The 26,196-nt window shown below is 47.1% G+C and carries 15 protein-coding genes and 2 tRNA genes; 16 read left to right on the forward strand and 1 reads right to left on the reverse strand.

The window, feature by feature from the left end; all coding sequences use genetic code 11:
- Positions 1-37 precede the first annotated feature (37 nt).
- From C7R93_RS21370 to C7R93_RS21420, 11 genes are all read left to right on the forward strand, one after another.
- Positions 38-3,175: an efflux RND transporter permease subunit gene (locus C7R93_RS21370; RefSeq protein WP_106840711.1), complete on the forward strand. Its 3,138-nt coding sequence runs from the start codon at positions 38-40 to the stop codon at positions 3,173-3,175.
- A gap of 28 nt (positions 3,176-3,203) precedes the next feature.
- On the forward strand, positions 3,204-4,430 hold the full coding sequence (locus tag C7R93_RS21375; protein WP_106840712.1) for an efflux RND transporter periplasmic adaptor subunit: 1,227 nt from the start codon (positions 3,204-3,206) through the stop codon (positions 4,428-4,430).
- A 113-nt stretch (positions 4,431-4,543) separates the two neighbouring features.
- On the forward strand, positions 4,544-4,807 hold the full coding sequence (locus tag C7R93_RS21380) for a DinB family protein (RefSeq protein WP_244191608.1): 264 nt from the start codon (positions 4,544-4,546) through the stop codon (positions 4,805-4,807).
- A 189-nt stretch (positions 4,808-4,996) separates the two neighbouring features.
- Entirely contained in the window at positions 4,997-5,707 is a 711-nt protein-coding gene (locus C7R93_RS21385; protein WP_106840713.1) for a cytochrome c biogenesis CcdA family protein, read from the forward strand.
- Between the two features lie 23 nt (positions 5,708-5,730).
- Entirely contained in the window at positions 5,731-6,264 is a 534-nt protein-coding gene (locus C7R93_RS21390) for a TlpA family protein disulfide reductase (RefSeq protein WP_106840714.1), read from the forward strand.
- A 169-nt stretch (positions 6,265-6,433) separates the two neighbouring features.
- Positions 6,434-6,631, forward strand: coding sequence for a hypothetical protein (locus C7R93_RS21395; protein WP_106840715.1), 198 nt, complete (start codon positions 6,434-6,436; stop codon positions 6,629-6,631).
- A 367-nt stretch (positions 6,632-6,998) separates the two neighbouring features.
- Positions 6,999-7,169, forward strand: a complete 171-nt coding sequence (locus tag C7R93_RS21400) for a YycC family protein (protein ID WP_106840716.1) — start codon at positions 6,999-7,001, stop codon at positions 7,167-7,169.
- A gap of 27 nt (positions 7,170-7,196) precedes the next feature.
- Positions 7,197-7,763, forward strand: coding sequence for a thioredoxin family protein (locus tag C7R93_RS21405; RefSeq protein ID WP_106840717.1), 567 nt, complete (start codon positions 7,197-7,199; stop codon positions 7,761-7,763).
- 66 nt (positions 7,764-7,829) lie between these two features.
- Positions 7,830-8,147 carry a hypothetical protein gene (locus tag C7R93_RS21410; RefSeq protein WP_106840718.1) on the forward strand — a complete coding sequence of 106 codons (318 nt, stop codon included), beginning with the start codon at positions 7,830-7,832 and terminating at the stop codon, positions 8,145-8,147.
- A gap of 92 nt (positions 8,148-8,239) precedes the next feature.
- A tRNA-Tyr gene (locus tag C7R93_RS21415) sits at positions 8,240-8,324 on the forward strand.
- A gap of 45 nt (positions 8,325-8,369) precedes the next feature.
- Positions 8,370-8,451: transfer RNA gene (locus C7R93_RS21420), tRNA-Leu, on the forward strand.
- Positions 8,452-8,611: 160 nt separating this feature from the next.
- Here the strand turns inward: C7R93_RS21420 and edeQ are convergent.
- Positions 8,612-9,049 carry an edeine self-resistance N-acetyltransferase EdeQ gene (gene edeQ / locus C7R93_RS21425; RefSeq protein WP_106840719.1) on the reverse strand — a complete coding sequence of 146 codons (438 nt, stop codon included), beginning with the start codon at positions 9,047-9,049 and terminating at the stop codon, positions 8,612-8,614.
- A 301-nt stretch (positions 9,050-9,350) separates the two neighbouring features.
- Between edeQ and edeP the strand changes: the two genes are divergently transcribed.
- From edeP to edeL, 5 genes are read left to right on the forward strand one after another with little or no spacing between them, the layout of a single operon-like run.
- Positions 9,351-13,856, forward strand: a complete 4,506-nt coding sequence (edeP, locus tag C7R93_RS21430; RefSeq protein WP_106840720.1) for an edeine non-ribosomal peptide synthetase EdeP — start codon at positions 9,351-9,353, stop codon at positions 13,854-13,856.
- A 52-nt stretch (positions 13,857-13,908) separates the two neighbouring features.
- Positions 13,909-15,156, forward strand: a complete 1,248-nt coding sequence (locus C7R93_RS21435) for a lysine 2,3-aminomutase (protein WP_106840721.1) — start codon at positions 13,909-13,911, stop codon at positions 15,154-15,156.
- A 24-nt stretch (positions 15,157-15,180) separates the two neighbouring features.
- Complete coding sequence (gene edeN / locus C7R93_RS21440) at positions 15,181-21,699, forward strand: edeine non-ribosomal peptide synthetase EdeN (RefSeq protein WP_106840839.1); 6,519 nt, start codon at positions 15,181-15,183, stop codon at positions 21,697-21,699.
- A gap of 15 nt (positions 21,700-21,714) precedes the next feature.
- Positions 21,715-22,875 (forward strand): pyridoxal phosphate-dependent aminotransferase, encoded by a 1,161-nt coding sequence (locus C7R93_RS21445; protein WP_106840722.1) that lies wholly within the window; start codon positions 21,715-21,717, stop codon positions 22,873-22,875.
- A 17-nt stretch (positions 22,876-22,892) separates the two neighbouring features.
- The gene (edeL, locus tag C7R93_RS21450) at positions 22,893-26,183 is read left to right on the forward strand and encodes an edeine non-ribosomal peptide synthetase EdeL (protein ID WP_106840723.1); all 3,291 of its coding nucleotides are present in this window, start codon (positions 22,893-22,895) and stop codon (positions 26,181-26,183) included.
- The last annotated feature ends 13 nt before the right edge of the window (positions 26,184-26,196 follow it).

Below are 26,196 nucleotides of genomic sequence, written 5' to 3' on the forward strand. Positions count from 1 at the left end.
AATAATTTAACAGATATATAAAGAAGAGGTGAGTGGATTGAATCTTTCTGAACTATCGATTAAACGCCCGGTCACCATGATCATGTTGACTCTGGCCATGCTCATTTTTGGTTTCGTTTCACTGCCTCGCTTGTCGATTGATCTTATGCCGGATCTGAACTTCCCGGTTGCTGTCGTGGTTACATCCGTTGACGGCGGATCTCCGAGTGAGGTAGAAAAACTGGTAACGAAACCGATTGAGGACGCACTTGCAACGGTATCCGATTTAGATAGTATACAATCGGTATCGATGGAAGGCGCTTCTCAGGTTATCCTCATGTTTAACTGGGGGACAGACCTTGATCAGGCGACTCTCGACATGCGGGAGAAGGTAGATCAGGTTCGTGGCTCTTTGCCTGATTCAGCCAGAGCGCCACGCGTACTGCGCATTGACCCGAACAGTACACCGATTATCGAGTTTGCGGTGACGGGTGAGCAAGACATCAACAAATTGAAAAAGATGGCAGAGGATATGATCCAATCACGCCTGGAGCGTATTGATGGGGTCGCATCTGCTTCCATCAGCGGCGGACAAAGCCGAATCATCGATGTTACAGTCGATCCAGCCAAACTAGCTGCGTATGGACTGTCACTTGACCAAGTTCAGCAAGCTCTACAGAGCAGCAACTTGTCTGGTTCCGGAGGATCTGTACGCGAAGGTGACGCGAAGCTCAACATCCGAGTGCAAGGTGAGTTTGCCGATATCGAACAAATCGCGCTGACACCAATTTCTGTTGGAGGGAACTCCATCAGGCTCAGCGATATTGCTGAAGTAAAAGACACGCATCAAGATGTATCGCAATTGAGTTACGTAAATGGAACACCTAGCTTGGGTATTAAAGTGACAAAAGCTTCTGGCGGAAACACCATTGAGGTAGCAGATGATGTAAAAGCTGAGCTGGAGAAAATCAAAAGCGAGCTGCCAGAAGGCGTAGAAATCATTACGACTCTGGATACATCCACCTACATCAAGGATTCCGTTTACACCACCGCTGAACATGCCCTGTTGGGTGGCGGTATCGGTATGATCTTGCTGTTCTTCTTCTTGGGCAGCTTGCGATCCATGGTAATCGCGGTCATCGTTCTTCCTGTATCGATCGTTGCCACGTTCTTGCTGATGTACATGACTGGACAGACGATCAACCTGATTTCCCTCTCAGGTTTGACACTGGGATTGGGATCATTAATTGACTTTGCGGTTGTTATGCTCGAGAATGTTTTCCGTCATCGAGAACAGGGAAAAGGCATGATGGAAGCCGCCCTGGATGGTTCCAAAGAAGTAGGTACGGCAGTTATGGCTTCGGCCTTGGCGCAAATTTGCGTATTCTTGCCGATTGCCCTCACAGAAGGTATTGCTTCTGAGTTGTTTGGACCGCTTGCATTGACGGTAGTTTACTCACATATTGCGGCGCTTGTATTCTCTATTTTGCTCGTGCCGATGCTGAGTTCGAGAATTTTGAACAAAATTCCGTCGCATACGCATCATGAGAACTATCGAGGAATCAATCCTGTCACTTGGTTCAACATTGGATTTAGCAAAGTAGAAAAAGGCTACCAAAGATTGTTAAAATGGGCATTGGGCCATCGTAAAACGGTCATGATTTCTTCAGTCGTCATGATGGTGGGCTCTCTCGCATTGACTCCATTGATTGGGGCAGAGTTTATCCCAGCTATGGACCAAGGACAAGTAAACATCTCCATTAAAATGCCAAATGGTACAGTTCTGGCTGAAACTGAAAAAGTAACCAGACAAGTAGAAGAAATTGCCAACACCGTACCGGAGAAGAATATTGTTGCGACTTCGGTTGGTAGTAATGCATCACCAGTTGCTAGCACATTGTCATCCAATCAGGGGACGATTACCTTAATGCTTGTAGACCTCAAGGAACGAACTCGTTCCTCCAATGAAATTGTGATGGATCTCCAGAAAAAGCTGGAACATATTGCTGGACCAGAAATTAAGGTAAGCGCACCAGCCGGTATGTCTACGGGTTCCCCAATCCAACTGAAGGTTAGTGGGGATGATCTGGCCGTATTGAAAGACATTAGTGGTATCATTAAAGGTGAAATTGAGAAGGTACCTGGTACAAGTAACGTAACAACCAGCTTGGAAGAATCCAGACAAGAGCTGGAAGTGAAGATCGATGCTGAAAAAGCGAGCTTGTACGGATTGACGACCGGACAAATTCTCTCCAGTGTTCGCACTTCCTTCCAAGGTCAAACGGTAACGTATTATCGCACTGGCGATGATGAGATTGATGTCAACCTCAAGCTGCCGAAAGACTATCAGGAAGATATCAACTTCTTGAACAATTTGCGAATTTCCGCTCCAGGTGGAGCACAGATCGCACTGACCTCGGTTGCGACTATCAGTAAGGTAGATGTGCCGGTTTCGATTAACCGTGCCAACTCAAGCCGTGAAGTGCAAGTAACGAGTGATTTGGCAGGACGTGACCTGAGCTCTGTAACACGTGAAGTACAAGAGAAAATTTCGAAGCTGAATCTCCCGGATGGCTACAAAGTCGATTTTGGCGGGCAAAGTGAAGAGATGATGGAATCATTCAGCAGCCTTGCTCTCGCGATTGTACTGTCAGTCGTGTTGCTCTATATGGTAATGGCAGCGCAGTTTGAATCGTTCTACACCCCATTTATCATCATGTTCTCCGTGCCACCGACCGTTACAGGCGTTCTGCTTGGATTATTGGCGACAGGCACAACGATCAGCGTTGGGGTTTTGATCGGGTACATTTTGTTGATCGGTCTGGTCGTGAACAACGCGATTGTATTGATCGACTACGTGAACCAATTGCGTGCAAAAGGTATGGAGCTGTATGATGCGATCCTGCATGCTGGACCGATTCGTCTTCGTCCGATTTTGATGACGACACTCACCACCATTCTGGCGATTGGACCGCTCGCATTCTCTGGCGGTGCCGGTTCTGAGACGAACGCACCAATGGCCGTGACGGTTATTTTTGGTCTCGGATTCTCTACACTGATTACCCTGGTTCTGGTTCCTGTCGTTGCTTCTTGGTTTGACGATTTAGGGAAGAAGAGACGCTTGAAGAAAAAGTTGAAACTAGAAAAGAAATTAGAAAAGCAACAAAAGAAAATCAATCCCGCTTTGGAATCGTAAGACGTTTGTGGGAAGAGGAGGGACATTCATGAAACTAAGTAAAAAACCCGTCATTTTGGCATTGCTGGCCATCACGCTAGTGGCAGGTTGCTCCAGCCCGCAAGCGGAAACGCCGCCTACGGAAACTGTGGAAGCGGCAACTCCTGTACAGGTTGAAACTGTTGCAACGGGCACAGTGGTATCAGATTCTGGTCTCACGGCAAAGCTGGCGCCGAGTGAGGAAGTACAGGTTTCCCCGAAAATGGGTGGGAAAATTTCTGCCCTGCCAGTGAAACTGGGCCAATACGTGACAAAAGGTCAAGTATTGTTCAAGCTCGATGAAAAAGATCTGGTGAACAGTGTAAAGCAAGCAGAAGCAGCCTACAACGTATCAAAAGCTAGTTTAAACCAGGCAGGCAGCAGCTCTGATCAAGGCTTGGTCCAAGCGAAAAATAGCCTGAAGCAGGCAGAAACTGCACTTGCGGATGCAAAAGTAAACCAGCAGCGGATGCAACAGCTCTTTTCACAAGGTGCGATTTCCGCTCAGCAGATGGAACAGGCAAATTCCCAGCTGACGACGGCACAGACCTCTTATGATAACGCGCAGCAGGCAGTACAATCTGCTGGGCAAAAAACGAGTGTGCAAGTTTCCGAAGCATCTGTGCAGCAAGCACAGGTGAGTTTGCAAAATGCTCGTGAGCAATTAGCGAATGCGACTGTGACGTCTCCGATCAACGGTTATGTTTCCAGCGTAAATGGAGCAGTTGGTCAAATGGCAGGTCAGCAGCCAGTTGTGGTTGTTGTTAACACGAACCCACTCCTGGTAAAAGCGAATCTGTCAGAAGCAGATATTACAAAAGTAAAAGTAGGAACAACTGTAAAAGTAAACGTACAATCGACAGGAAAAACGATTGATGCCAAAGTAACAGCTATTAGTCCAGTAATGGATACGCAGCTCAAGGCATACCCAGTAGAGATTACGATTCCAAACCCATCCAATGAACTGAAGTCCGATATGGTCGTGAATGTATCCTTCCCATCGGTTGGGGAAAATGGAGCAAAATCAATCGTTGTAACTCGCGGTGCAGTATTTGATCGCGACGGCAAACAGTATGTCTTCAAGCTGGAAGGTGACGTTGCAAAACAAATCGAGGTCACTACAGGGAAATCCTCCAGTGATAAGATCGAAATTTTGACAGGCTTGGCTGCCGGCGATAAGATCGTGGTAAAAGGGCAAACATTGCTCCAAGATGGCGGCAAGGTTACTATTCAGTAAGAAAAAGAATAAGAGGGAAGGGGCGGAGTACATCCGCCTCTTTTTTGTGTACAATGAGAGTATTCGTCTCAAGCTATCGCTTGCTGTGTGCTTCCCGAGGAGACAAGACACCCTTGCCAAGACATCAGGACATTTTTGTCAGCTTAACGAATTTTGACCGCCGCCGGCTTGTCGATCTAGTGGAGGAGTATCGGAGAGTGCGCGCTGCTACCCGATCACTGGTAAAAGGCCTTACGGAAGAAGAGTTGAGTCGTTCAGGAGTGATTATTCAGGACAAGACAACTGCAGTTGCACTTGTCTATTTCATCCTGGGGCATGCTGCTCATCACCTACATGTATTCCGTGCAAGGTACTTGTCACATTTGTCAAAAATCTGATCTATTTTCTGAAGTGGACCAGATACATCCATCCAATTGTTGCATTTCGTGCAGAAATGTAAGACATAATCAATATTATGTAAAGTAAATTGTCACGGTTTTAAGACAAAGTGTCTTTGCTACTTTTGAAGGGGGAAAAGATTCGATACAATGAGAGGATAGTGGATAAAATACCCACCGGAGGTACATATGACTGGCGATATTTCTGTGTTTTTGGCTTTTGCAGCAGGCTTCCTTTCGTTTATTTCCCCTTGCTGCCTGCCGCTTTATCCGTCCTTTTTGTCTTACATAACTGGGGTTACGGTAGATGAAGTGAAGAAAGGGAGAGCGGTATTCCGCAAGCAAGCCTTTTTGCATACCTTTTTCTTCATTGTCGGGTTTTCGATCATTTTCATTGCGCTCGGGCTGTCTACATCTTGGATTGGAAGCTTGTTCACCGACCAACAGGACTTGATTCGTCAACTGGGCGGTATTCTGCTTGCTGTCATTGGATTGGTTATGCTTGGCGTGTTTAAAATGGACTGGATGATGCGTTCTTTTAAAATCGATTTAAAATCAAGGCCGTTGGGGTATACTGGGTCCATACTGGTGGGAATGACGTATGCAGCTGGATGGACACCTTGTGTGGGACCAATTCTTTCTGGCATTATCGTCATGGGTGTTTCCAATCCTTCAAGCGCCTTGGCTTACACATTGGCGTATACGCTCGGATTTGCCATCCCATTTTTTGTAATGACGTTCTTCATCAGTAAGGTGAACGCGATTGTGAAGTATTCCGACCTGTTTATGAAAATCGGGGGAGCCATCATGATTTTGTTTGGTATTCTTCTGTATACAGATAAACTGACGGATATTACACGCGTGCTCATTCAAATGTACGGAGGCTTTACGGGATTCTAACTCAGTAGGGCAGAGGTGACAAAATGAAAAAGCTGTTGCTCGCGGTGCTCGTATTATTGGGGGGCGGACTTGCTGTTTGGGAAAAGCCTCAAGAAACAGCCGCAATCGTAGCAGAGGTTCAAAAGCCGGAGGTTGGCTTTGCGGCCCCCCATTTTACACTGACCGGATTGGACCAGCAGACGTACAAGGTAGAAGGAAAAAGAGCGAAACCATTAGTCCTAAATTTTTGGGCTTCCTGGTGTGGTCCATGCAAGCTGGAGGCGCCTGATTTACAAAAAGTCTACGAAAAATATGGCGGACAGGTTGATCTGTATGGCGTGAACGTCATGAGCAATGACAGCCCGGAAGCGGCAATGGCCTTTGTCACCAACTACAAGCTGACATTTCCGATACCGATGGACGTAGCTGGAACCGTGTCGAATCGTTATAAGGTGATGGCATTCCCAACTACTTACTTGATTGACGCGGATGGGATCGTAAGAAAGAAGATAATCGGCATGATCGATGCCTCTACACTGGAGCTGGAACTGCGCCAGTTGCTAAATCCAAAACAATAGTGAAGACTCATGAGTCGCTGGGAAATACCCCCGGCGGCTTTTTCTATTTGTTGACACGCATGACAAGGCCCATTTGCAGGTGAATATCTTGATTTTGTATGTTTGCCTAAAGAGCGGGGTTGTTCTCCTTCATAGACTGGAGTGATCCAGGGCAGAGGGAGGAAAACGGATGGCCAAGGGTAAAAAGATAAAGAAGAAGAATACGAAACAGCACCCCAATCAAGTACAGCTGAAAATCGTAACGTCCCATACATGCCAAGTATGCAAAAAGCAATGTGCACGAGGGTTGGCATATCTGGAACAGATGTCCCAGCCCGGCGCGATCGGCTTTGGTGTACCATGCATCCTCACTAAGCAGAAGCCATAGTCCGTTCTTTTCCGTGTGCAGGTGTCGGTTCACGAGAGATAGTCCCTTCACTTTCATTCAGAAGGGATTATCTTTTTTGGCGTAAAAAGCGAGGAAAAGCAGATTTGCATGTAGAAGTGAGAGCTATTGAGAAGAAATCGGAGGGGGAATTGCCTCTTCGTGAAGCAAAGGCTATGGTAGAGCTGTTAGCCCAATTTCATCGCCAATTTGATCCGCTCCCACCTGTTGAGGACGTTCCAATGCTCTCGCCTTCCGAAGCGATTGCGGATTCCCGAGGGTTATTGAGTCAGTATCCAAGCTGGCAGGTTTTATTGCCGTGTATTATACTGAAGGGACTGATGAAGGCAAGCGGAAGGAGTGGAAATACATGCGTCCGTTACAAATATCACCTGATACGGCTGTCAAGCTGGCTGAAGCACTTCAGGTACCTTTAGAGCGCCTTATGCACATGCCACAGCATATTTTGTTGCAAAAAATGATGGAGTTGGCAAAGCAAGAGAAAGAAGCGAGTGAAGCAGAGACTGAAAAGCAAGACTAGATTCTTTACACACGAGGAGGAGAAAAGATGGGGGCAAACGTAGCACATAAATTCCGTACGGGGCTCAAGCCACAAGCGTTCGTGGAAAGCATGACAAAAAATCAGGATACATACCAAAACTGGTCGGATGCATTTTCATGGGAGGATGAACAAGACCGTGCGTTTTTTGCCTCTCTCCAGCATCGCGATGACCTCAGATGCTTGATTTTGGCAGCGGACTGGTGTGGCGACGTCGTTCGCAACTTGCCAGTTGTATTGCATGCCCTGAAAGAAACAGACATGCCAGTCGAAATTATGGTGATGGAAGAACACCTCGATCTCATGGATGAGTTTCTCACAATGGGCGGTCGGGCGATCCCTGTCGTTATCTTTGCGGACACTGGTGGACATGTTCTGATCAAATGGGGACCGAGACCCAAGCATGTCCAAGCTGTCATGACAGCATTTAAGCAGCAAAACCCAGATCGAAATGCCCCAGATTATGAAGACAAGATCAAAGTGGCGCGTTCCGAAATGCTTGAGCAGTATGGAGAAGGCACTGCCTACCAGCAAGTGATTGTCAAAGAACTGAGAGAGCTGCTTTCCTCGATCTAATTCATCACACCAATAACAGGGCGGAGTCACGGCTCCGTCCATTTTCATGCAGAAGGGCTGAATTACATGTATTACTACGGAAATGAAACGATTATGTCCTTGGAGCAGGTGCTTCGCTTAAAAGCATCGGAAGTTCGAATTCTGGAGTGGGTACGTACCTACGAGTTTTTAGAAAACAATTATGGGATAGATGAAGCAGTTCCGTACTTCTTGGAGATAAAATGCGAAGAAGAGCAAGTGAAGATTCGCAAAAACCGCATTCTAGACTTCCCGGAATACACCTGTGAGGGAGAAGCAACATTTCAAGAGGTGGACGAAGCACTGCGTGTCTTTCACGAGTGGGCACAGGAAATCTTGGTAAAAAAAGAGAGTCAGTCCAAATAAATGTGTTGACGTCAAACGAAGTTCATGATAGATTAATAAATGTCGCTTCTGGTTGAAGATAGTAGACCTAGAAGTTTGACCGCACATATTGTGGGGAGATAGTGAAGTGGCTAAACACGGCAGACTGTAAATCTGCTCCCTCCGGGTTCGGCGGTTCGAATCCGTCTCTCCCCACCATTGATTTTCTATCGATGATGTGCTATTTTATTCAAAGTTTCACATGCCGGTGTGGCGGAATGGCAGACGCGCGCGACTCAAAATCGTGAGGGAAACCGTGGGGGTTCAAGTCCCTTCACCGGCACCATATCAAATACGAATGCACACGATCCGTGATGTTTACAGACACATGGAAAGTGTGCTTTTTTAGTATGTTGGAATACAATTCAAACAGCGGCGAGTCTAAGACTTGATTTTTAGGTCTTAGCTCGCCGCTGTTTCATTTTTGGGCAACGAAAATAGCTAGGTTAAAAGTTCAATTCTGCAATAGTCTCGCCAAACAGAACCATGCCATTTTTTTGAAACCCGAGCGAAGCGTATAGGTTTTCGGCTGCCATATTTGCTGGGGCGTAACCAATAACGATTTTTTGACAATCTTCCTTTGCTTTCAGCAAATCAATGACTTGCGAAATCGCAGTCCGACCGTAGCCTTGCCGTTGAAACTTCGCATCAATTAAGAGTCTGTAAATCCAGTAGTTTCCATCGTCGGGGTCAAGTCCATACATGACAAATCCAACCATCGTTTCATCGTGGTATATGGCCAAAGGGACAAATGTAGTTTGAAACTTTGCTTCAGCGATAGAGTAGAGATTCGGGGCAACAAACTCACTCTGTTCGGGGGTAGGTTCCAGTTCAATACACTCTTCCCAGTTCTCCAGGGTTACTTCACGAAGTGTCACAGACATCTAATCACATTCATCCTTCCAAGAGCTTGTTTTTACCAATATATTACATTTAATCCTACGTGAAAAGACAACTAAAAGCAATAGTGTGCAAAAAAAATTTTCCATTCTATGCAGCGATAGAGTAAGGAAAAAGAGAGGGAATTCATCCAATTTTCAGAAATAACATTTTATGTAAAATTCATTTGACACTATAGAAGAGTCATCTATATAGTTGGAATTGGAAGTATATGTAATAAGAAAGATTTTTTACCACGCTCGAATTGTGATTACATCTGCACAATTCCGAAAGGGGGGATATGCATTGCGCCAGGATAAGAAGCAATCGAAGGTGGGATATCCTTTAAGTCATCCACAAAAGCGTATCTGGTATACGGAAAAATTACATCCTCATCTCCCTGTCCATACGTTAGGGGGGATGGTGAGGGTTCAAGGAAAGGTGAAACTGGATGTACTAGAAGCGGCCATTCACCTGTTCATTCAAAAGAACGATGCTTTACGACTCAACTATCAGGAGGAAGAGACAGTCCTTCAGTTTGTTGGAGAGTACGAACCACAGCCATTGCAGGTGTTTGATTTCAGACGGGAACCGAATGCCCCTGATCGGTGCAGACAATTTATGCAAACTTTGTTTGAAAAGCCGTTTTCCATCGGACAGGAGCCTTTGTCCTACTTTGGTCTGATTCAACTGAGTGACGAAGAATCGGGGTATTTTGTAAAGTTGCACCATTTGATTGCTGATGGTTGGTCCATCTCCATTATGACAGAACAAATTGCTCAATTTTATGACACGTTGCTGGCAGGCGGTAGCGTTCATGTAGGAGATGAACACGCTTATCAAGCTTTTGTCGACAGGGAGCATGCCTATTCTCTGTCTGAGAGATTTGAAAAGGACAAGCGATACTGGCGGGACAAGTTTCAGAGCTTGCCCGTGATCACGACATTACAAAAGGCAACAGATACTACCGAAGGCAAGCGCAAAGTGTATTCATTCAACCGCGAAGATTCGACAAGAATACGCGAGTTTGCAAACCAGATGAAATGCTCGCTAAATTCCTTGTTTGTGGCTCTCGTGAGTCTTTACCTTCAGCGTTGTACGAGGCAAGAAGAAATTGTGATTGGTACGCCGCTGTTAAACCGTTCAGGCAAAGTGGAGCGAAAAATATTCGGGATGTTCACAAGCACCATGCCATTTCGTTTGGCAGTTCCGATGGAAATGGATGCTCTCGATTATGTCAAATATGTCAACAGGGAATTGACTTCCTGTTTTTTTCACCAAAAATATCCCTACGATTTGCTGGCTCAAGAGTTGGAATTGAAGAAACATGGCTATGAAAGCCTGTTTCAGATTTGTGTAAATTATTACAGCACGCAGCTGCCCTTCACCATTGGCGGATACCCCGTGACGAATGAGGAGTTTTATAACGGTCACCAATTGTACTCGCTCCAAGTAATTATCAGGGAATGGGCAACAGATGAACGATTGACGCTGGAATTGGATTATAAGATCGCCGAGTACACAGAAGATGATGTTGACCAGATAGCGGATCATCTCGTAAGACTGCTCAATCAAATGATCGCGAATCCAGAAGTTCCGCTTTCCAATCTGAACTTCCTTGCTGACGAAGAGTTGGCACTACAACTCAAAGCGTGGAACGATACAGCGGCTTCCTATCCCAGCCAGAAGACGGTTGTCCAGTTGTTTGAAGAGCAGGTAAAACGCTCGCCACAGGGAGTTGCATTGGAGTCAGAGGGGCGGATGCTGACGTTTCAGGAACTGCATGATCAAGTAAATCGACTAGCTCAGTCGTTGCGAAACCGAGGAGTTGGCCCTGGAGTAATTGTCGCACTGCTGGCAGATCATTCGCCAGAGATGATAATCGGGCTGCTGGGAGTGCTAAAAGCTGGCGGTGCTTACCTACCGATTGACCCTCAACTTCCTTCTCAGCGCATCGAATATTTGCTGTCTGATTCTGGAGCGGATCTGTTGCTTCGTCACACCACTCGAACAGATGCGATTTCGTGGTCCAAAGAGATCCTAGAGCTTGGTGATTCATCCCTGTATCGCAATGATGGCGCAATCCTGGAATCGGTTAATCAGCCAGATGATTTGGCCTACGTTATATATACATCAGGCTCTACCGGAAATCCGAAGGGGGTCATGGTTACTCATCGGGGGTTAGTCAACTACATATGGTGGGCAAAAGACCGCTATCTTACCAGTCCTGATGAAGCCTTTGCTTTTTATTCTTCAGTGGCATTTGATTTGACGGTGACGTCCATTTTTTGTCCGTTGATAAAGGGAAATCGGATGGTGATCTATCCGCACTCCGATTCAGAATTTGTGTTATCTCGCATCTTTAGCGACGGACGCTCCCATGTTGTAAAGCTGACACCTGCCCATCTGTTTTTGCTGCAAGAAATCGCTCTGCCTTGTACTACGGTAAAGAGAGTGATTGTGGGCGGCGAGGACTTGAAGGTGAGCATGGCTCGGGGGATTCATGCGAAATGGAACGGACAAATCGAAATTCTCAATGAGTATGGCCCTACTGAGACTGTAGTCGGTTGCATGATCTATCAATACGATCCAGAGACCGATGTCGAGGGTTCTGTGCCGATTGGACATCCGATCAGTAACGTGCAGCTCTACGTACTGGATTCATATGGGAAACCAATCCCGATCGGAACGACAGGAGAGCTGTTCATTTCGGGAGATAGCATGGCACGGGGGTATTTTAACCGCGAGGAATTGACGCAAGAGCGATTCTTACCTGATCCGTTTCAACCAGGCAAAATGATGTATAAGACGGGCGATCTGGTTCGCTATCGGCCAAATGGAGTCATGGAGTATCTGGGGCGGGCTGATTATCAGGTGAAGATTCATGGTTACCGCATTGAATTGGGGGAAATTGAGCAGCAGCTCCTTAGCCATCCATCTGTGCGTGAGGCGGTGGTGATCGATCGGATAGATACGTGGGGGCGTAAGTACCTTTGTGCTTACTTGATTACGGAAACAGCTTTCCAGGAGAAAGAGCTGCGCGAGGAACTGGCACGACGATTGCCCACGTACATGATCCCTTCGCAAATCATGCAGCTTGAACAATTTCCACTGACCTCAAATGGCAAGGTGGATCGCAAGCAGCTACCTGAACCTGTTATCGAGCGGATGGGTGCGGAGGAAGCGACCACTCCTCGTGACGAGTTTGACAAGCTATTGGTTGAGGTGTATGAGGGCGTACTCGGTCATTCACCACTTGGACTGCATGACCCCTTTTCCCAACTAGGGGGGGATTCGATCAAGGCGATTCAAGTTTCCTATCGATTGCATCAGCGAGGAATCAAGATTCCGGTGAGAGACATTTTGCTCTATGACACGATCGCAGAACTAAAAGCGAGTAGGGACTGGAACTGGGAAGTGGAGCGGATCTCGCAGGAGCCGTGTACTGGCGAGTTGCCGCTGTCACCGATTATTTCTTGGTTTCTGTCACAACATTTCCGCAATGCTGATCATTGGAACCAGTCGTTACTCCTTGAAAGCAAGGAAAAGATTACGCTGGAAGAATTTGAAGCAAGTCTGTCTGCGCTAGTCCATCATCACGATTGTCTACGTCTGAATTACTCTGCAAAAGATGGGAAGCTCTTTTACAATGAGCGCCACCTTACCAGTAGTGTGTCGGTAACTCGCATCGATTTGTCATCCTTACCGCAAGACGAGCAGGAGCGTAAAATGCTTGAGGCGATGAGAGCTTGTGCTGCTAGCTTCAACTTGGAAGAATCGCTTCTTTTTACCGGCTGTCTATTTGAATGCGGTCCCGATAAGCCACAGCGATTGTTTCTGACGGCCCATCATCTTGTTGTAGACGGTGTCTCCTGGAGGATTCTCCTGGAAGACTTGATGAGTGCCTTGTCCTGCGTAAAACGTAATGAGCCTATCGTCCTGCCGGAGAAAACACATTCGATGCAAGCATGGCTACAGGAGGTTTCCGCCTTCTACCAGTCAGAACAGCCAATCAAAGAAAAAGCGTATTGGGACATGGTTTCCATCCCGGCAGATAAACTTCCAACTGATCACGATCTTGGCGAAGACTTGGTTGAAAACAGCGCTACATCTACGCGCACACTTTCAGCCGAGGTAACGTCACAGTTGTTGACAATGGCTAACCGAATGTTCAACACGGTTCCGCAAGACCTGCTGGTAGCGGCACTTACCCGGACATTGCGCGATGTGTTTAAGAGAGAACGTCTCTTGCTGGAAATGGAATCGCACGGGCGTGAGTCCTCTATTCATGCGATGAACGTAACCAGAACGGTAGGGTGGTTTACGAGCATGTATCCTGTGCTGATCGAAACGAATTCAACCAATCGGACTGATCATCTGAAAGAGGTAAAGGAGAAATTACGACAGATTCCAATGGGTGGACTTGGGTTTGGGTGGCTGCATCCTCATCAGCTAGAAGCAGAGGAAAAATCCCATGTTCGATTCAACTATCTGGGTTCCGTTGATAATCAACCGACAGATGATCTGGTACTGGTGGGAGGAAACTTGACAGTTGATGCTGGAGCGGGTAACCATTTGACAGCACTGCTTGACGTGGCTGCACTCATTCGGCAAGGAGAACTTCAGGTTTCTGTTACGTACAGCTTGCAAAAGTATCGCAAGGAGACGATGGAGAAGCTGCTGGAGTCGTTTAGCAATGAATTGGAACAGCTCATTGATCATTGCTGCCGTCAGGAGGCCCCTGAATTTACTCCATCGGATTTTGAAGATGTTGAATTGACACAGAAAGAACTGGATTTGCTTCTCGGATAACAAGCGAATCGCATGATTGAACGAGTGTTTAAGAATGACTGGAGGGATTACGTTGAGTGTTAAAGTATTAATGGGAAAAAAAGGATTTGAGGAGTTTGCAACAATTGTCGGCTTTACAGAAGCCGAGAAGGAAGAACGAAGTGCTTTACTGGAGCAGTCTTATATGCCATTTAAGGTGACTCGCTATTATGCTGAGTTGATTGCGAGTCAGACAGAGCCTTATCGTACCCAGATGATCAATATCGTGCTTCCGCCTCCGGGAGAAAAACCCTATAAAGGCCGCTTTGATCCTTATGGAAACAAGTCGTACCGTCAGGATGAAACAGCTTTCCTGCAACACAAATACAAAAAGACATTGTTGCTTCACATCGATGACTTTTGTATTGCCAACTGCCAGTTCTGCTATAAAGTGAATGAAATCCGCCATGAGGATATTGGATACACCAATATTATGGAAAAAGCAGAAAGGGCAGTGCAGTATCTGGAAGCTCATCCGTACATCGATAACGTCCTCTTTACCGGTGGAGATCCAGCTTCTTTCCGTAAAAGCTCTGACTTAATCAAGCTGATTAGTACTCTTTTGAGTGTGAAGAGTATTCGACTCGTTCGCTTTGCAACCAAGGCTTTGGCCTATGATCCTGCTCGTTTTCTTGACGGAGAGCTGCTATCGTTTTTTGACCAAGTTAGACAGACACCTGGCAAGCAGGTAAGTGTGATTTCCCAGTTCAACCATCCTGGGGAAATAAGCGACGTTTCAATCCAAGCAACGCAAGCTCTGCTATCCGTCGGCGTACAGATTCGTGGACAGCCTGCCATCATTCGTGGAGTTAACGATTCTGTCGAAACCTTGATCGACTTGCAGCGCAAGTTTCTCGACAATCGAATCATTTCGTATTATTTGACAGTATTTATGCCAGTCAGGGGAGTCGAGCAGTATGCCATTCCACTGGATGAGGCTTTCCGGAATGTGGCCGAGTCCAAACGCAATCTGGGTGGTTTGGAGAAAAAAGGAGTACTTCTTACTTCACATGACTTTGGAAAATTAGAGATTTGCGGTTTTTATCCTACAGCTGAGCGTCCTGAAAAAATTATTTTGAAATGGCATCAAGCGGTGGGACCAGACTATCTTCCAGAGCGGTTGAAGGAATTAATCCCAACCCGTTCAGAAGACCTGATGATTTTGGACTACAAACAGGGAGAGATGTTCTGTCTCGACCATGTGTTCAAACACAATGGATTGCCGTACGTGAGTGCAGATGGGGAGATTGTGGAAAACCTGCCGAGTGAAGCTGTTCGGTAAGGGAGTCAGGAGAGAAGAATTGTGATGAACAAGATCGACAAAAACAATATAGCTGACATTTTGCCGTTAAGTCCAACGCAGGAGGGCATGCTGTTTTACTACCGACTCCAACAGGATTCCAAGCTGTATTTCGAACAGCATCGGCTAACCCTTCGGGGCAAGTTTCAGCTGGAGTTGTTTACTCAGGCTGTTAAGATGGCGATTGAGGCCAATGAAATGCTTCGTACGGTTTTTCGCTGGGAGGGGCTTCAAGCCCCTGTCCAGTTGATTCTCAAGCAAAAGACACTGGAGATTCCTTATTTCGATTGGAGCGAGTTACCATCTACAGAGCGGGAAAGAAAACTGTCTGCCTTGTTGTCACAGGACAAGCAAACGCCCTTCACGCTTGAGTTGGGCAATACCATTCGCATTCAAGTAGTAAGGATGGAGTTGTATCGTTATGAAGTCATTTGGTCGTTTCATCACATTCTCATGGACGGGTGGAGTTCCGGCATTCTCCTAAGAGAGATATTTACAGTATATGGTCAATTGTGCTCGGGGCTGTCCCCTGCCATCAAACAGAAGGCGAAATACAAGGACTATCTGCGTTTTCTTAAAGAAGCCTCGAAAGAACAATCATTATCGTATTGGAAAGACTCTTTACAAGGAATTAGCTCTCCTACACCGCTTCCATATATGCGGGATCGTAACGAAGAGCAGCGGTATTCTTCTTACCATCTTCGGCTCAGTCGAACGCTTACGGAGACATTGGAGGAAACATCCAAGCGTTACCGCGTGACAATTAGCACACTGTTGCAAGCTGCATGGGGTATTTTGCTGCAAAAATACAGCGATACGCGGGATGCTCTTTTTGAAGTGGCGTACGCCGGACGTCCTGCCCATCTTACCGGAGTAGAGGAAATCGTCGGCCTCTTCATCAAGACGTATCCGCTCCGGGTCAAACGGACAGAAACGACAACAGTCAAAGATCTGCTAGGTGTCATGACGGAAGAACAGCACCAGATGGCCCCGCATTTGTACGTGCCAGCAGTTGAGTTGAAAAACTGCTCAGAGATGGACGCACAAACCCCGTTGGCACACAGCTTGTTCGTTTTCCAAAACTATCCCATCGACAAGACGCTGGCCGGATTGGAACTTGACTTCGAGCTGGAGAATATCACTTCACATGAAACAACCGATTATCCAATGGTGCTGGAAGTAACACCAGGTGATGAATGGACAGTCCATGTCAACTACCAGGCATGGAAGTTTCAAGCGAAGGAAATCGAAAGCCTAGCGCTTCACTATCAGAGCCTTCTCGAGCAGATTGCGGCTGATCCGGATCAAGAGATTCGTGATCTTACCTTGCTCAGTGATCGTGAGCGGCACGAGATGATCGAGGAACAGATGAAAGTCGTGCCAGTTCCAAGTAACTACTGCGTACACGAGTTGATTGATCAAGCGGCAGAAAAAGCTCCCGATGCAATAGCTCTTGTACAAGGAAAGCAGACTGTGACCTACAAGGAGTTACAGGAGCAAGCGAACCGCCTGTCTTGGGCTCTGCAAAAGGAGGTGACAGATGCAGGTCGACCGATAGTTATCATGTGTGATCGTTCCCCTGAAATGATTACTGCACTGCTGGCTATCCTCAAAACTGGTTGTTATTATGTCCCGCTTGATCCAGACTTGCCGAAAGCGCGAATCGAACAGATCGTAAGCCAGATTCAGCCTATTCTGATTGTGACAGAGGGCAGCTATCTGGAACTCGTCGCTGATTTGCAAACACGGGTGTTTCGTCTGGATGAACCAGCAAGCTGGGCACAGGAGTTAACGCAAACACCACAGCGAAAAGCGGCGCCTTCGAGTACTGCGTATGCTATCTTTACTTCTGGTTCGACAGGTACGCCAAAAGGTGTGCGTGTAAAGCATGATCAATTAATCAACGCTCTTTGGTGGCACATCGAATTTGTCGGGTTCTCTGAGCAGACGAGAACAATGCAAATCGCCACGCTGACTTTTGACGCATCGGTTGTCGAGATTTTCTGCACACTGATCAGCGGCGGTACCCTTTGCTTGTTGCAGCGACATGAAAACAAGTCCCCGCAAAAGCTCGCGGCCGCCATCGAGAGCCAACAAGCAAACGTGATACTCGTTGTCCCTACGATGTATCACGCTTTGCTTGACCACGTGGCTGACGGCTCGCTGGATTCGATTCAAAAAGTGCTGTGTACAGGAGAGATGCTGTCTTCTTCGTTAGTGGAACGACATGCAGCTTTGCTGCCTCAAGCGCAGATGTACAACTTGTATGGCCCAACGGAAAATAGTATCTCAGCATCTGGGTATTGTGTACCACGACAAGGGCCTTTTGAAAACCCGCTTCCGATTGGATATCCGAGTTACAACGTTCGTGTCTTTCTTCTGGACCAAGATTTTCATCTATTGCCCAAAGGGGTAATGGGGGAAATGTACGTAGGCGGGATGGGGGTAACGGAAGGATACATCGCTGACGAGGAAAGAACCAGAGCGAACTATCTACTGACCCCATATGGCAGGCTTTATCGTACAGGCGACTTGGCTTGCTGGACAGATGAAGGACATCTGCAATATTTTGGTCGCAAGGATTTCCAGATCAAGATTCGCGGCAACCGCGTTGAATTGGAGGAAATTGAAGCTGTCCTGCGCCGTCAGCCTGGTGTCCGGGAAGCAGCGGTAGTGGCCATTCAGGAGTCAAAGCGCGATCCTTATTTGGTTGCATGCTTGGTTGCGATGCATCCGATTGAGGAACACGTTCTGCGAGAAGCATTGCTGACTTATCTGCCTGACTACATGCTACCTGCCTTTTTTGTCCATCTTGATGGGTTGCCTCGGACGCAGAGTGGCAAAGTAGACAAGACTGCTTTGCAACGTCTGGATTACACGCAGTATCGCACGGGAAAGGAAGAGGCCCCGGCAGATGAACTTGAGCAGCAATTGGCGCAAATATGGCGAGAACTTTTGGCAGTCGAAAAAATAAGCGTGCACGATCATTTTTTCTCGCTAGGAGGCCACTCGCTGAAGGCCGCTCAACTCGTGACCAGATTACAAAAAGAGAGAAAAACAGACATCACGATCAGGGATGTATTCCAGAACCCGACCATTCGACAATTGGCTGATCGTATCAGAGGTAGACAGCCGTTATCCTACGCGCCGATTGATCGAGTTAGTCAAGCCGAGAGATACAGGGCTTCTTCTTCACAGAAACGCATTTTCGTGATGCATGGAATAGAAGGAGAAAGCACCAGTTACAACATGTCGGGTGTAATCGCGGTGAACGGTCAACTGGATGTAAGTCGAGTGAAAAGTGTATTTAAGGAAATCATCCAAAGGCATGAAGCATTCCGTACTTCGTTTGCGGTACAGGATGGAGAAGTGTATCAGTACATCAGCGACCATGTGCCATTTGAGATCAAAACCATTCATAGCGACGGCAGGACATTGGACGAACTGATGGAAGAATTCCGGCAATCTTTTGATTTGACGAAAGCACCTCTCCTTCAGGTTTGCCTAGTCGAGGTCACAGCTACACAGCATTATCTGCTGTTCAACTCTCACCATATTATTTTGGATGGCATCTCACTGAATGTGTTAATGGAGGACTTTGCTAGACTGTATGCGGCTGAAGAGTTGTCTGCTCTGCCTATTCAATACAAGGACTATGCAGACTGGCAGTGGCAGAAGCGGGGGAGCGAGCTGTGGAATCAGCAGGAAAAATACTGGGTGGACATTTTCAACGACCGAGTCCCGCTCATGTCTTTTCCGCTGGATTATCCGCGTCCTTCTGTTAAGACATTTCAGGGAGATCACCATACGTTCTTCATTACTGATTCTACGTACAGTGATTTGCATGCTTTTGCCAAGCAGAACGAAGTGACTGTCCATGCTGTTTTGATGTCAGCTTATTACGTTTTGCTGATGAAATACACGTCTCAAGAAGATTTCGTTGTCGGTTCACTGGTAGCTGGACGAAACCATCCCGATTTGGAGCGAATCGTCGGCGTCTTTATCAACTTCCTTCCAATACGCAATCGTCCTCGTGCCGATCTTGTGTATACCGATTTTGTACAAGAGGTTCAGCGCAGTCTGCTACTGGCCTACGAACATCAGGAGTATCCGTTTGAAGAGATCGTTGCTCGTAGTGCCGCAGGTATCCAGCAAACGCAAAATCCATTGTTTGATACGATGCTGATCTTCCACAACCAGCGAGAGCAAGAAGTGCGGTTTACATTGGGCGACGTGCAATTTGAAGAGGTTCCACATGAATCGAAGACGTCGAAACTTGACTTTAAGCTGGATATTACACCACTCGCTGATCAGTTCAGGTGTGTGCTTGAATACGATACTCAGTTGTTTATAGCAGAGACAATGGAAAGCTTCGCTGATAACTTTTTGCGGATTCTCGCATCACTTCTGAAGCTTCCGAAGCAGCGACTGGATGATGTTGACTTCGTCCCACAGCAAGCAGAAGAAGAGGGCGTGATGAACCGCCTTCATCATGTCGGGGTTGCAGTTCCAGAACTGGGTCCGACTCAAATTATGTATGGCACTCTCGGCTTTGATGCAAGCGATTCGCTGCATGATCCGGAACAAAACGTGTATCTCTCGATGTGCATAAAACCGGGATGTGTGCCAATCGAGCTAATCGCACCTGTCGATGAAACGTCACCTTGCGTTCGTTTGTTGGAAGAGAAGGGGACGGGTCCATACCATCTATGTTATTCTGTTTCCAATATTACACTTTTTATGAATAAATTATCTGATTGTGGATTTAAATACGATTTGGTTAGCGCTCCTAAGCCAGCGGTACTCTTCAATCATAGACAGGTTGCTTTTCTCTTTCTGGAATCAGTGGGCTTGATTGAACTTGTAGAGAACGAGAACAACATGACGCATGACGAATGGCAAAGCAGCGATCAGCGATCGGTTGTCCGACTGCTTACACCAGATGCTGAAAAGTCTCTGTCGTTCTTTACGTTCCTGGGCTACCGTGTTCATGAAAAATATCTGGATCGGCAATCACAAGCCAGTATCATCACACTGGGCAAAGGGAAAGAGAGCAACATCCAGTTAGTCGAGCCTCGAATGGAGAACTCACCAGAACAGCGGGAGCTCATGAAAAGTGGTTGTGGCGTTTACCAAATCGAGGATAGGGTAGCGAATCTGACCGAACGGATCGATACACTGATTGCGTGTGGTATACCAGTTTCTTTTACAGACCGGAAAGGAAGTAATCTGCAACTGACAGATGCCCCCTACCTTCTTTTAACTAACGGAAAATCAACCGCACAAAGACCTAAGCCGATTCTAGGCGAGTTTCATTCGGAATCAGCACCCATCTTTTCCTTCGTCCAGGAACGTTTGCTGAAGCAGGAACAGGAAAATGGGATAGTGGCTGTCAGATGTTTTGACATTGAGCTTCAGAGCAAAATCGAACTGTCGTTTATGCAGCAAGCATTGCAAGTTCTCGTGAGACGCTTTCCTCAGCTGTCTCCACAAGGCTTTTCCGAACCGATTCCGCTGGAGTTAAGTGATTTACAGGAGAAAAGCGATGCAGAGGCAAGGATATGGCTGCGAGAACGCTTGGCTGCCGAGCAGAAGAAGCCGTTTGAGGACAAAGCAGGACGTTTGGCTCGATTTGAACTGATAAAGCTGGCTGTAGACCGCTATCGGTTGATTGGAAGTCTTCACAGCTCCTTGAGTGATTGGCGAGGTCTCGGCCTTCTCCTGGAGGAATGGGAGGCTCTGTATCAGGCGATTGCAGAAGGGCGTGAACCAGCTGCGGAAGAACAGCCTCGTTACGAAGCATTCGCTGTTTGGCAGAAAAAAATGCTTTATTACGGACATCTTGAGGCCCAGCGTCACGAGTGGTTGAATGCAGTAAATCCACATTCTGCTCAACCATTTGGTACGGGAGGGGTCGCAATGCGACAAGTCGAGCAGTATATCGACCCGACAGGTCACTCCGATTTGCTGCATGTAGCTACTCATTCCAATCAAGAGCTGGAAGACATCTTACTTGCCTCCTACCTGCTGTTGCTTCGACAAGTCACCCAATTACCTAATTTGACGCTTGGGGTAGTGATGACGAATCGGACGCAAGATGTGTTGGAACAAACGCTAGGCAACTTTGACAACATCGTACCGCTCACGATCGATATGCAGACGATCAGTTCGTTTTCACAATTATTGGATCAAACGAAGCAGGTATGTGCCCAGATGCAAACGTTCGCTTTGTATCCGTCCGAGCACTGGCAAGCGACGACGCAGATGGAATGGCCGACTCTTTTTGTCAATCAGACGATACCGTTCAAAGCTCAGTCAGCTGTCTGGAAACGTGAAGTCAAACGCTCAGTTGAGCCAGAAATAGCCGGAAGTCCGTTAGTTCTTCAGGTAGCAGAAACTTCGGAAGGTATTCATGTTGTTTTTGCCTATGACCCATCTAAGCTTCAGAAGGCATATGTTGATTCGCTTTCGGATCGCTATGTGAAAATCCTAAAGATGTTAGCAGAAAAAACCAAAATAAAGTAAAAGGGGTAGGAGAATATGGAAATCAGATCCTCAATTAATTTTCACGACGAACGCTTTTTGATGTTTGTACTGGACCAGATGGCCAATGAGCTTGAGAGAAATGGCGGAGAAGCGATCCGCATGACTCTTGGGAAGTCAGAAATGCCGCTGCATCCCGAAATCATCAATTCCATGCAACAAGCATTGAACAGTTTTGAAAAATATTCGCTCGTATATCCTGGTGGTCTGCCAGAGCTGAAAGATAAGCTCTCGACCCACTATAAAACAAAATACGATGTGTCAATCAAACCGGAGAATTTCGTGATCAGTGTCGGTACCAGCACACTCTTCCGTAACCTGTTCTACCTCTTGCTTAAAGAGGGCGATGAAGTGTTGTTGCCACTTCCGTACTACTCGCTTTACCATTTCTGCGCGTTGTTAGTCGGTGCGAAAGTTCGTTATTACAAAATTGATATGGATACATTGAGACTTGATGTGGAGTCGTTTAAAGAGAATTTTACAGACAAGACGAAAGTGGTCGTCATCAATACGCCAGGCAACCCATTGGGAAATATTCTTACAAAAGAGGAATTGTATACGATCGACGGCATCGTAGACGGACGTGCGGCTATTATCAATGACGAAATTTATGCGAATACCTACTTCGATGACGAGTGCGAATCTGTTATGCAGCTGAAAAATACCAAGTCTACGTTCATCACAACGGATGCATTTTCCAAAGCGTATCGGATGTACAGCAGACGTGTTGGATATGCGATCGTACCGGATGAGCTGGTGCAGCCACTGACGGTCATTCAGCACCACACACTGCTTACAGCTGACCCAGTCGTACAGTTCGGAGCAATGGCTGCGCTTGATTACCAGCATGAGGTTGATCATTTAGTCCAACTGTACAAAGGTCGTCGGGACTACACGATTGACGCTTTCCAAAATGTACCGGATGTCCGTGCTCTTCCAGCGAGAGGCAGCTTCTACTTCACAATTGACTGCGAAGCATTCATGAAGAGAAAAGGTATCAGTACCTCGCTGGAGTTGGCTACGCAAATTTTCGAGGCTACACATGTGGCTACTGTACCGGGTTCTGACTTTGGTATCCCGAACACACTGCGCCTCTCATACTCTGCCGCCAAGTATAACGAGGGAATTAACCGTTTGCGGGAATTTTTCACCACATAAAAAGGGGAAGAGTCGCAATGAATGGACGTATGCAGCTCGATCTGGATCTGAACGAGTTTAACCTGCTCACTGATGATGAAGCGAACTTGTTAACCCGAGTCAATCAGACAGACAAACCGTATCGCAACAAAGTGACAATCGCTGAACTGTTTCTTGAGCAAGCGGAAAAAACGCCTGATAGAGTTGCTGTGGTAGAGGCGGATCGAGAAAGAACATACGCAGAACTACACGCGGATGCAAATCAGCTAGCCCGTATCTTGAAAGATGCGGGTGTAGTTCCTTCGCATCTCGTTGGAATTCTCGCAGACAGGAGCTCCCGTATGGTAGCGGCAGTTCTTGCCATCCTCCAAGCGGGTGGGGGATACGTTCCGGTTGATCCGCATTATCCCCGAGCTAGAATCCGGTACCTTTTGCAGGATAGTCGCTGCAAGGTGCTTGTAACAGAATCCATTTATCTGGATGAGATCATACCGGATCTACCTGATAGCATCGAAACGATCATTTGTTTGGACGAGACTTCCTTCCATCACGAGGTATACAAGGTCTATACAGCGGCAGATATTCGCTGCCAAAAGGATGAGGCGATCGCTCCGGCAGGTGCAGAGGATGATATTGCTTATGTCATCTACACATCTGGTTCGACCGGTGCACCAAAGGGCGTCATGATTACGCACAAACAGGTCTTGAATACGTTGTTTTGGCTGGAGGAGACTTTTCCACTAAGCGAGACAGATGTTGTTGCCCAAAAAACCTCTATTTCTTTTACGGACTCGGTGTGGGAATTGTTTTGGCCGCTGATGGTTGGATCAAAGCTATCTATTTTGAAAGAGGAAGACGGCAAAGATCCGGGAGCGTTGTATGACTGGCTGCGGGAGCAACGAATTACAGTCACCCAGTTCGTTCCAGCGATGATGAATGTGTTTCTTGCTCATGTGCATTCTCGTAATGAACCAGATCCATTGCCTAATTTGAAATGGGTATTTAATGGCGGAGAAGCACTGACGGCTAATCTGGTTCGTGAATGGAATCGTCTGTTCCGTATCGCGCGTATCGCCAATATTTACGGTATGACTGAATCAGCTATATACGCTTCCGTCTATCTTTGCACAGAGCAGCCCGCTGAAGAAGCACTCAGAATTCCTGTTGGTGTTCCCATTGCCAATACCCATATGTTCATCCTTGGCCAGACGGGGGAAATTTGTCCCCCAGATGTCAAGGGAGAGATTTGCATCGGAGGAATTGGCATCACTGACGGATATTTGGGCAAGCCTGAGTTGACCGAGAAAGCTTTTACCGATCATCCCATTACCGGAGAGCGCCTTTACCGTACTGGAGACGTCGGATTGCTCAGCGAAACGGGAGTGTTTGAATATCTAGGGCGGATGGACGATCAGGTACAAGTGCGCGGCTATCGTGTGGAACTGAAAGAAGTGGAACGCGCCGTCCTTCAGCATCCTGCTGTGAACCAGGTAGCCGTATTGGCTATGACTGATCAGATGGGTATGACCGAACTAGCTTGCTACTATGTGGTGCAAAAAGACGGCGTTCATCCGGATGGGCTTCGCGCGCATCTGCTAGAGTGGCTCCCCGGTTATATGATCCCGAGTTACTTTACGGAGCTGTCCGAGATGCCGCTTACCCCGCATGGAAAGATCGACCGTAAAGCTTTGCATGCTGTAAAGCCGGGTGTCAGTAGTGATTACGTACCACCGGCAAATGCTGTCGAACAAAAACTGGCCGAATTGTGGGCCGATGTTTTACAGATTCCATCGCCCGGTGTCCTTGATCACTTTGTCGGACAGGGAGGACATTCGCTAAAGGCCATTCAGCTTTTATCCAGAATGGAAAGTGACTTTCAAGTGAAGCTTTCTATGCGCGACCTATTTGATGCACCGACGATTCGAGGTTTGGCGAATCGGATCACAGGTAGCCTCCAAGAGATGGATCAAAAACCGATTGTCTTGCTCAGTGATCAGGAATATTACCCTGTCACGCCCGCACAGGAGCGACTTTACCTGTTGTGGCAGTTGGAAGAAGATGCCACCAGTTATCATACACCGGGAGTTATGCAGATGACCGGTTCCCTTGATCCACTGCGCCTTCAAGTGGTTGCGGATCAACTCGTCGCACGACATGAGGCGTTGCGTACCTCGTTTCATCTGATTGAAGGTCAGGTGAAACAAAAAGTACACAGTGACCTGTCCGTACAGATCGAGACATGGGAAGCAGACGAGGAAGATGTGGAAAAGACCCTCGAACGTTTTTTCCGGCCATTCGATTTAAAGCAAGCTCCCTTACTTCGTATCGGTTTCATTGAGCGCTCATCAGAGGAACATCTGTTGATTTTTGACATGCACCATGTCATTTCAGATGGCATATCCAAGTCCATATTGCTTGAGGAGTTTTGTACCCTCTACCAAGGACAGGTGTTGCCGGAATTGTCGGTACAGGCCAAGGAATTCGCTTGGTGGCAAAGAGAACAAGCTGCCGAGAGCGGTTGGGTCGAACATGAAGCCTACTGGTTGGATGTATTTTCCGGGCAGCCTCAACCGTTGGCAATCCCGACCGATTATCCTCGCCCACAAACAATGACCTTTGATGGAGATGAGTTGCTGACTGAGCTGTCTGGAGAATGGCTAGAAAAACTCGACTCGTTCACACGTCAGAGTTCTACTACGCTGTACATGCTTCTTATGTCCGTCTATTCTGTTTTGTTATCCAAATACAGCAATCAGGAAGACATCGTCATCGGCTGCGACATGGATGGCAGACAACGAGCGGAGTTTGGCTCTGTTGTAGGGATGTTTGTTAACACCTTGGCCTTGCGAAACTGGCCGAAGAAAGAATTGACCGTCCATGAGTATATCGGGCAGGTACGTCAAAACGTGTTAAGCGGTTTTGAGCATGGAGACTATCCATTCGATCAACTCGTAAGCCAGATTCAATTGCCTCGCGATCCAGCAAGGAACCCGTTGTTTGACGCCATGCTGACCCTGCATCATACAGCGGAGCAGCAAAAAGTCCGTCTCGATCAAATCGAGTTTGCTCCTTACGAGTTCAGGCGCAAAGCTGCCATGCTCGATCTGGCTCTGGAAGTGGTTAAGGCTGAGGATCACTTATGCATGCACTGGCAATATAACACGAATTTGTATAAGAGAAAAACAATCGAGAGGATGGCTCAAGACTTTGTCATTCTTTTGGAGCAAATGGTAGCCAACCCGAACCGAACCATCGGACAACTTCAGATCGGTCATGGAACAGTACAAGTAGCACAGGGACAAGTGGACGACGATGACTTTGCTTTTTAAGAAATACATGACG

The sequence above is a fragment of the Brevibacillus fortis genome, from assembly GCF_003013395.1.
GTDB classification, from domain to species: Bacteria; Bacillota; Bacilli; order Brevibacillales; family Brevibacillaceae; genus Brevibacillus; species Brevibacillus fortis.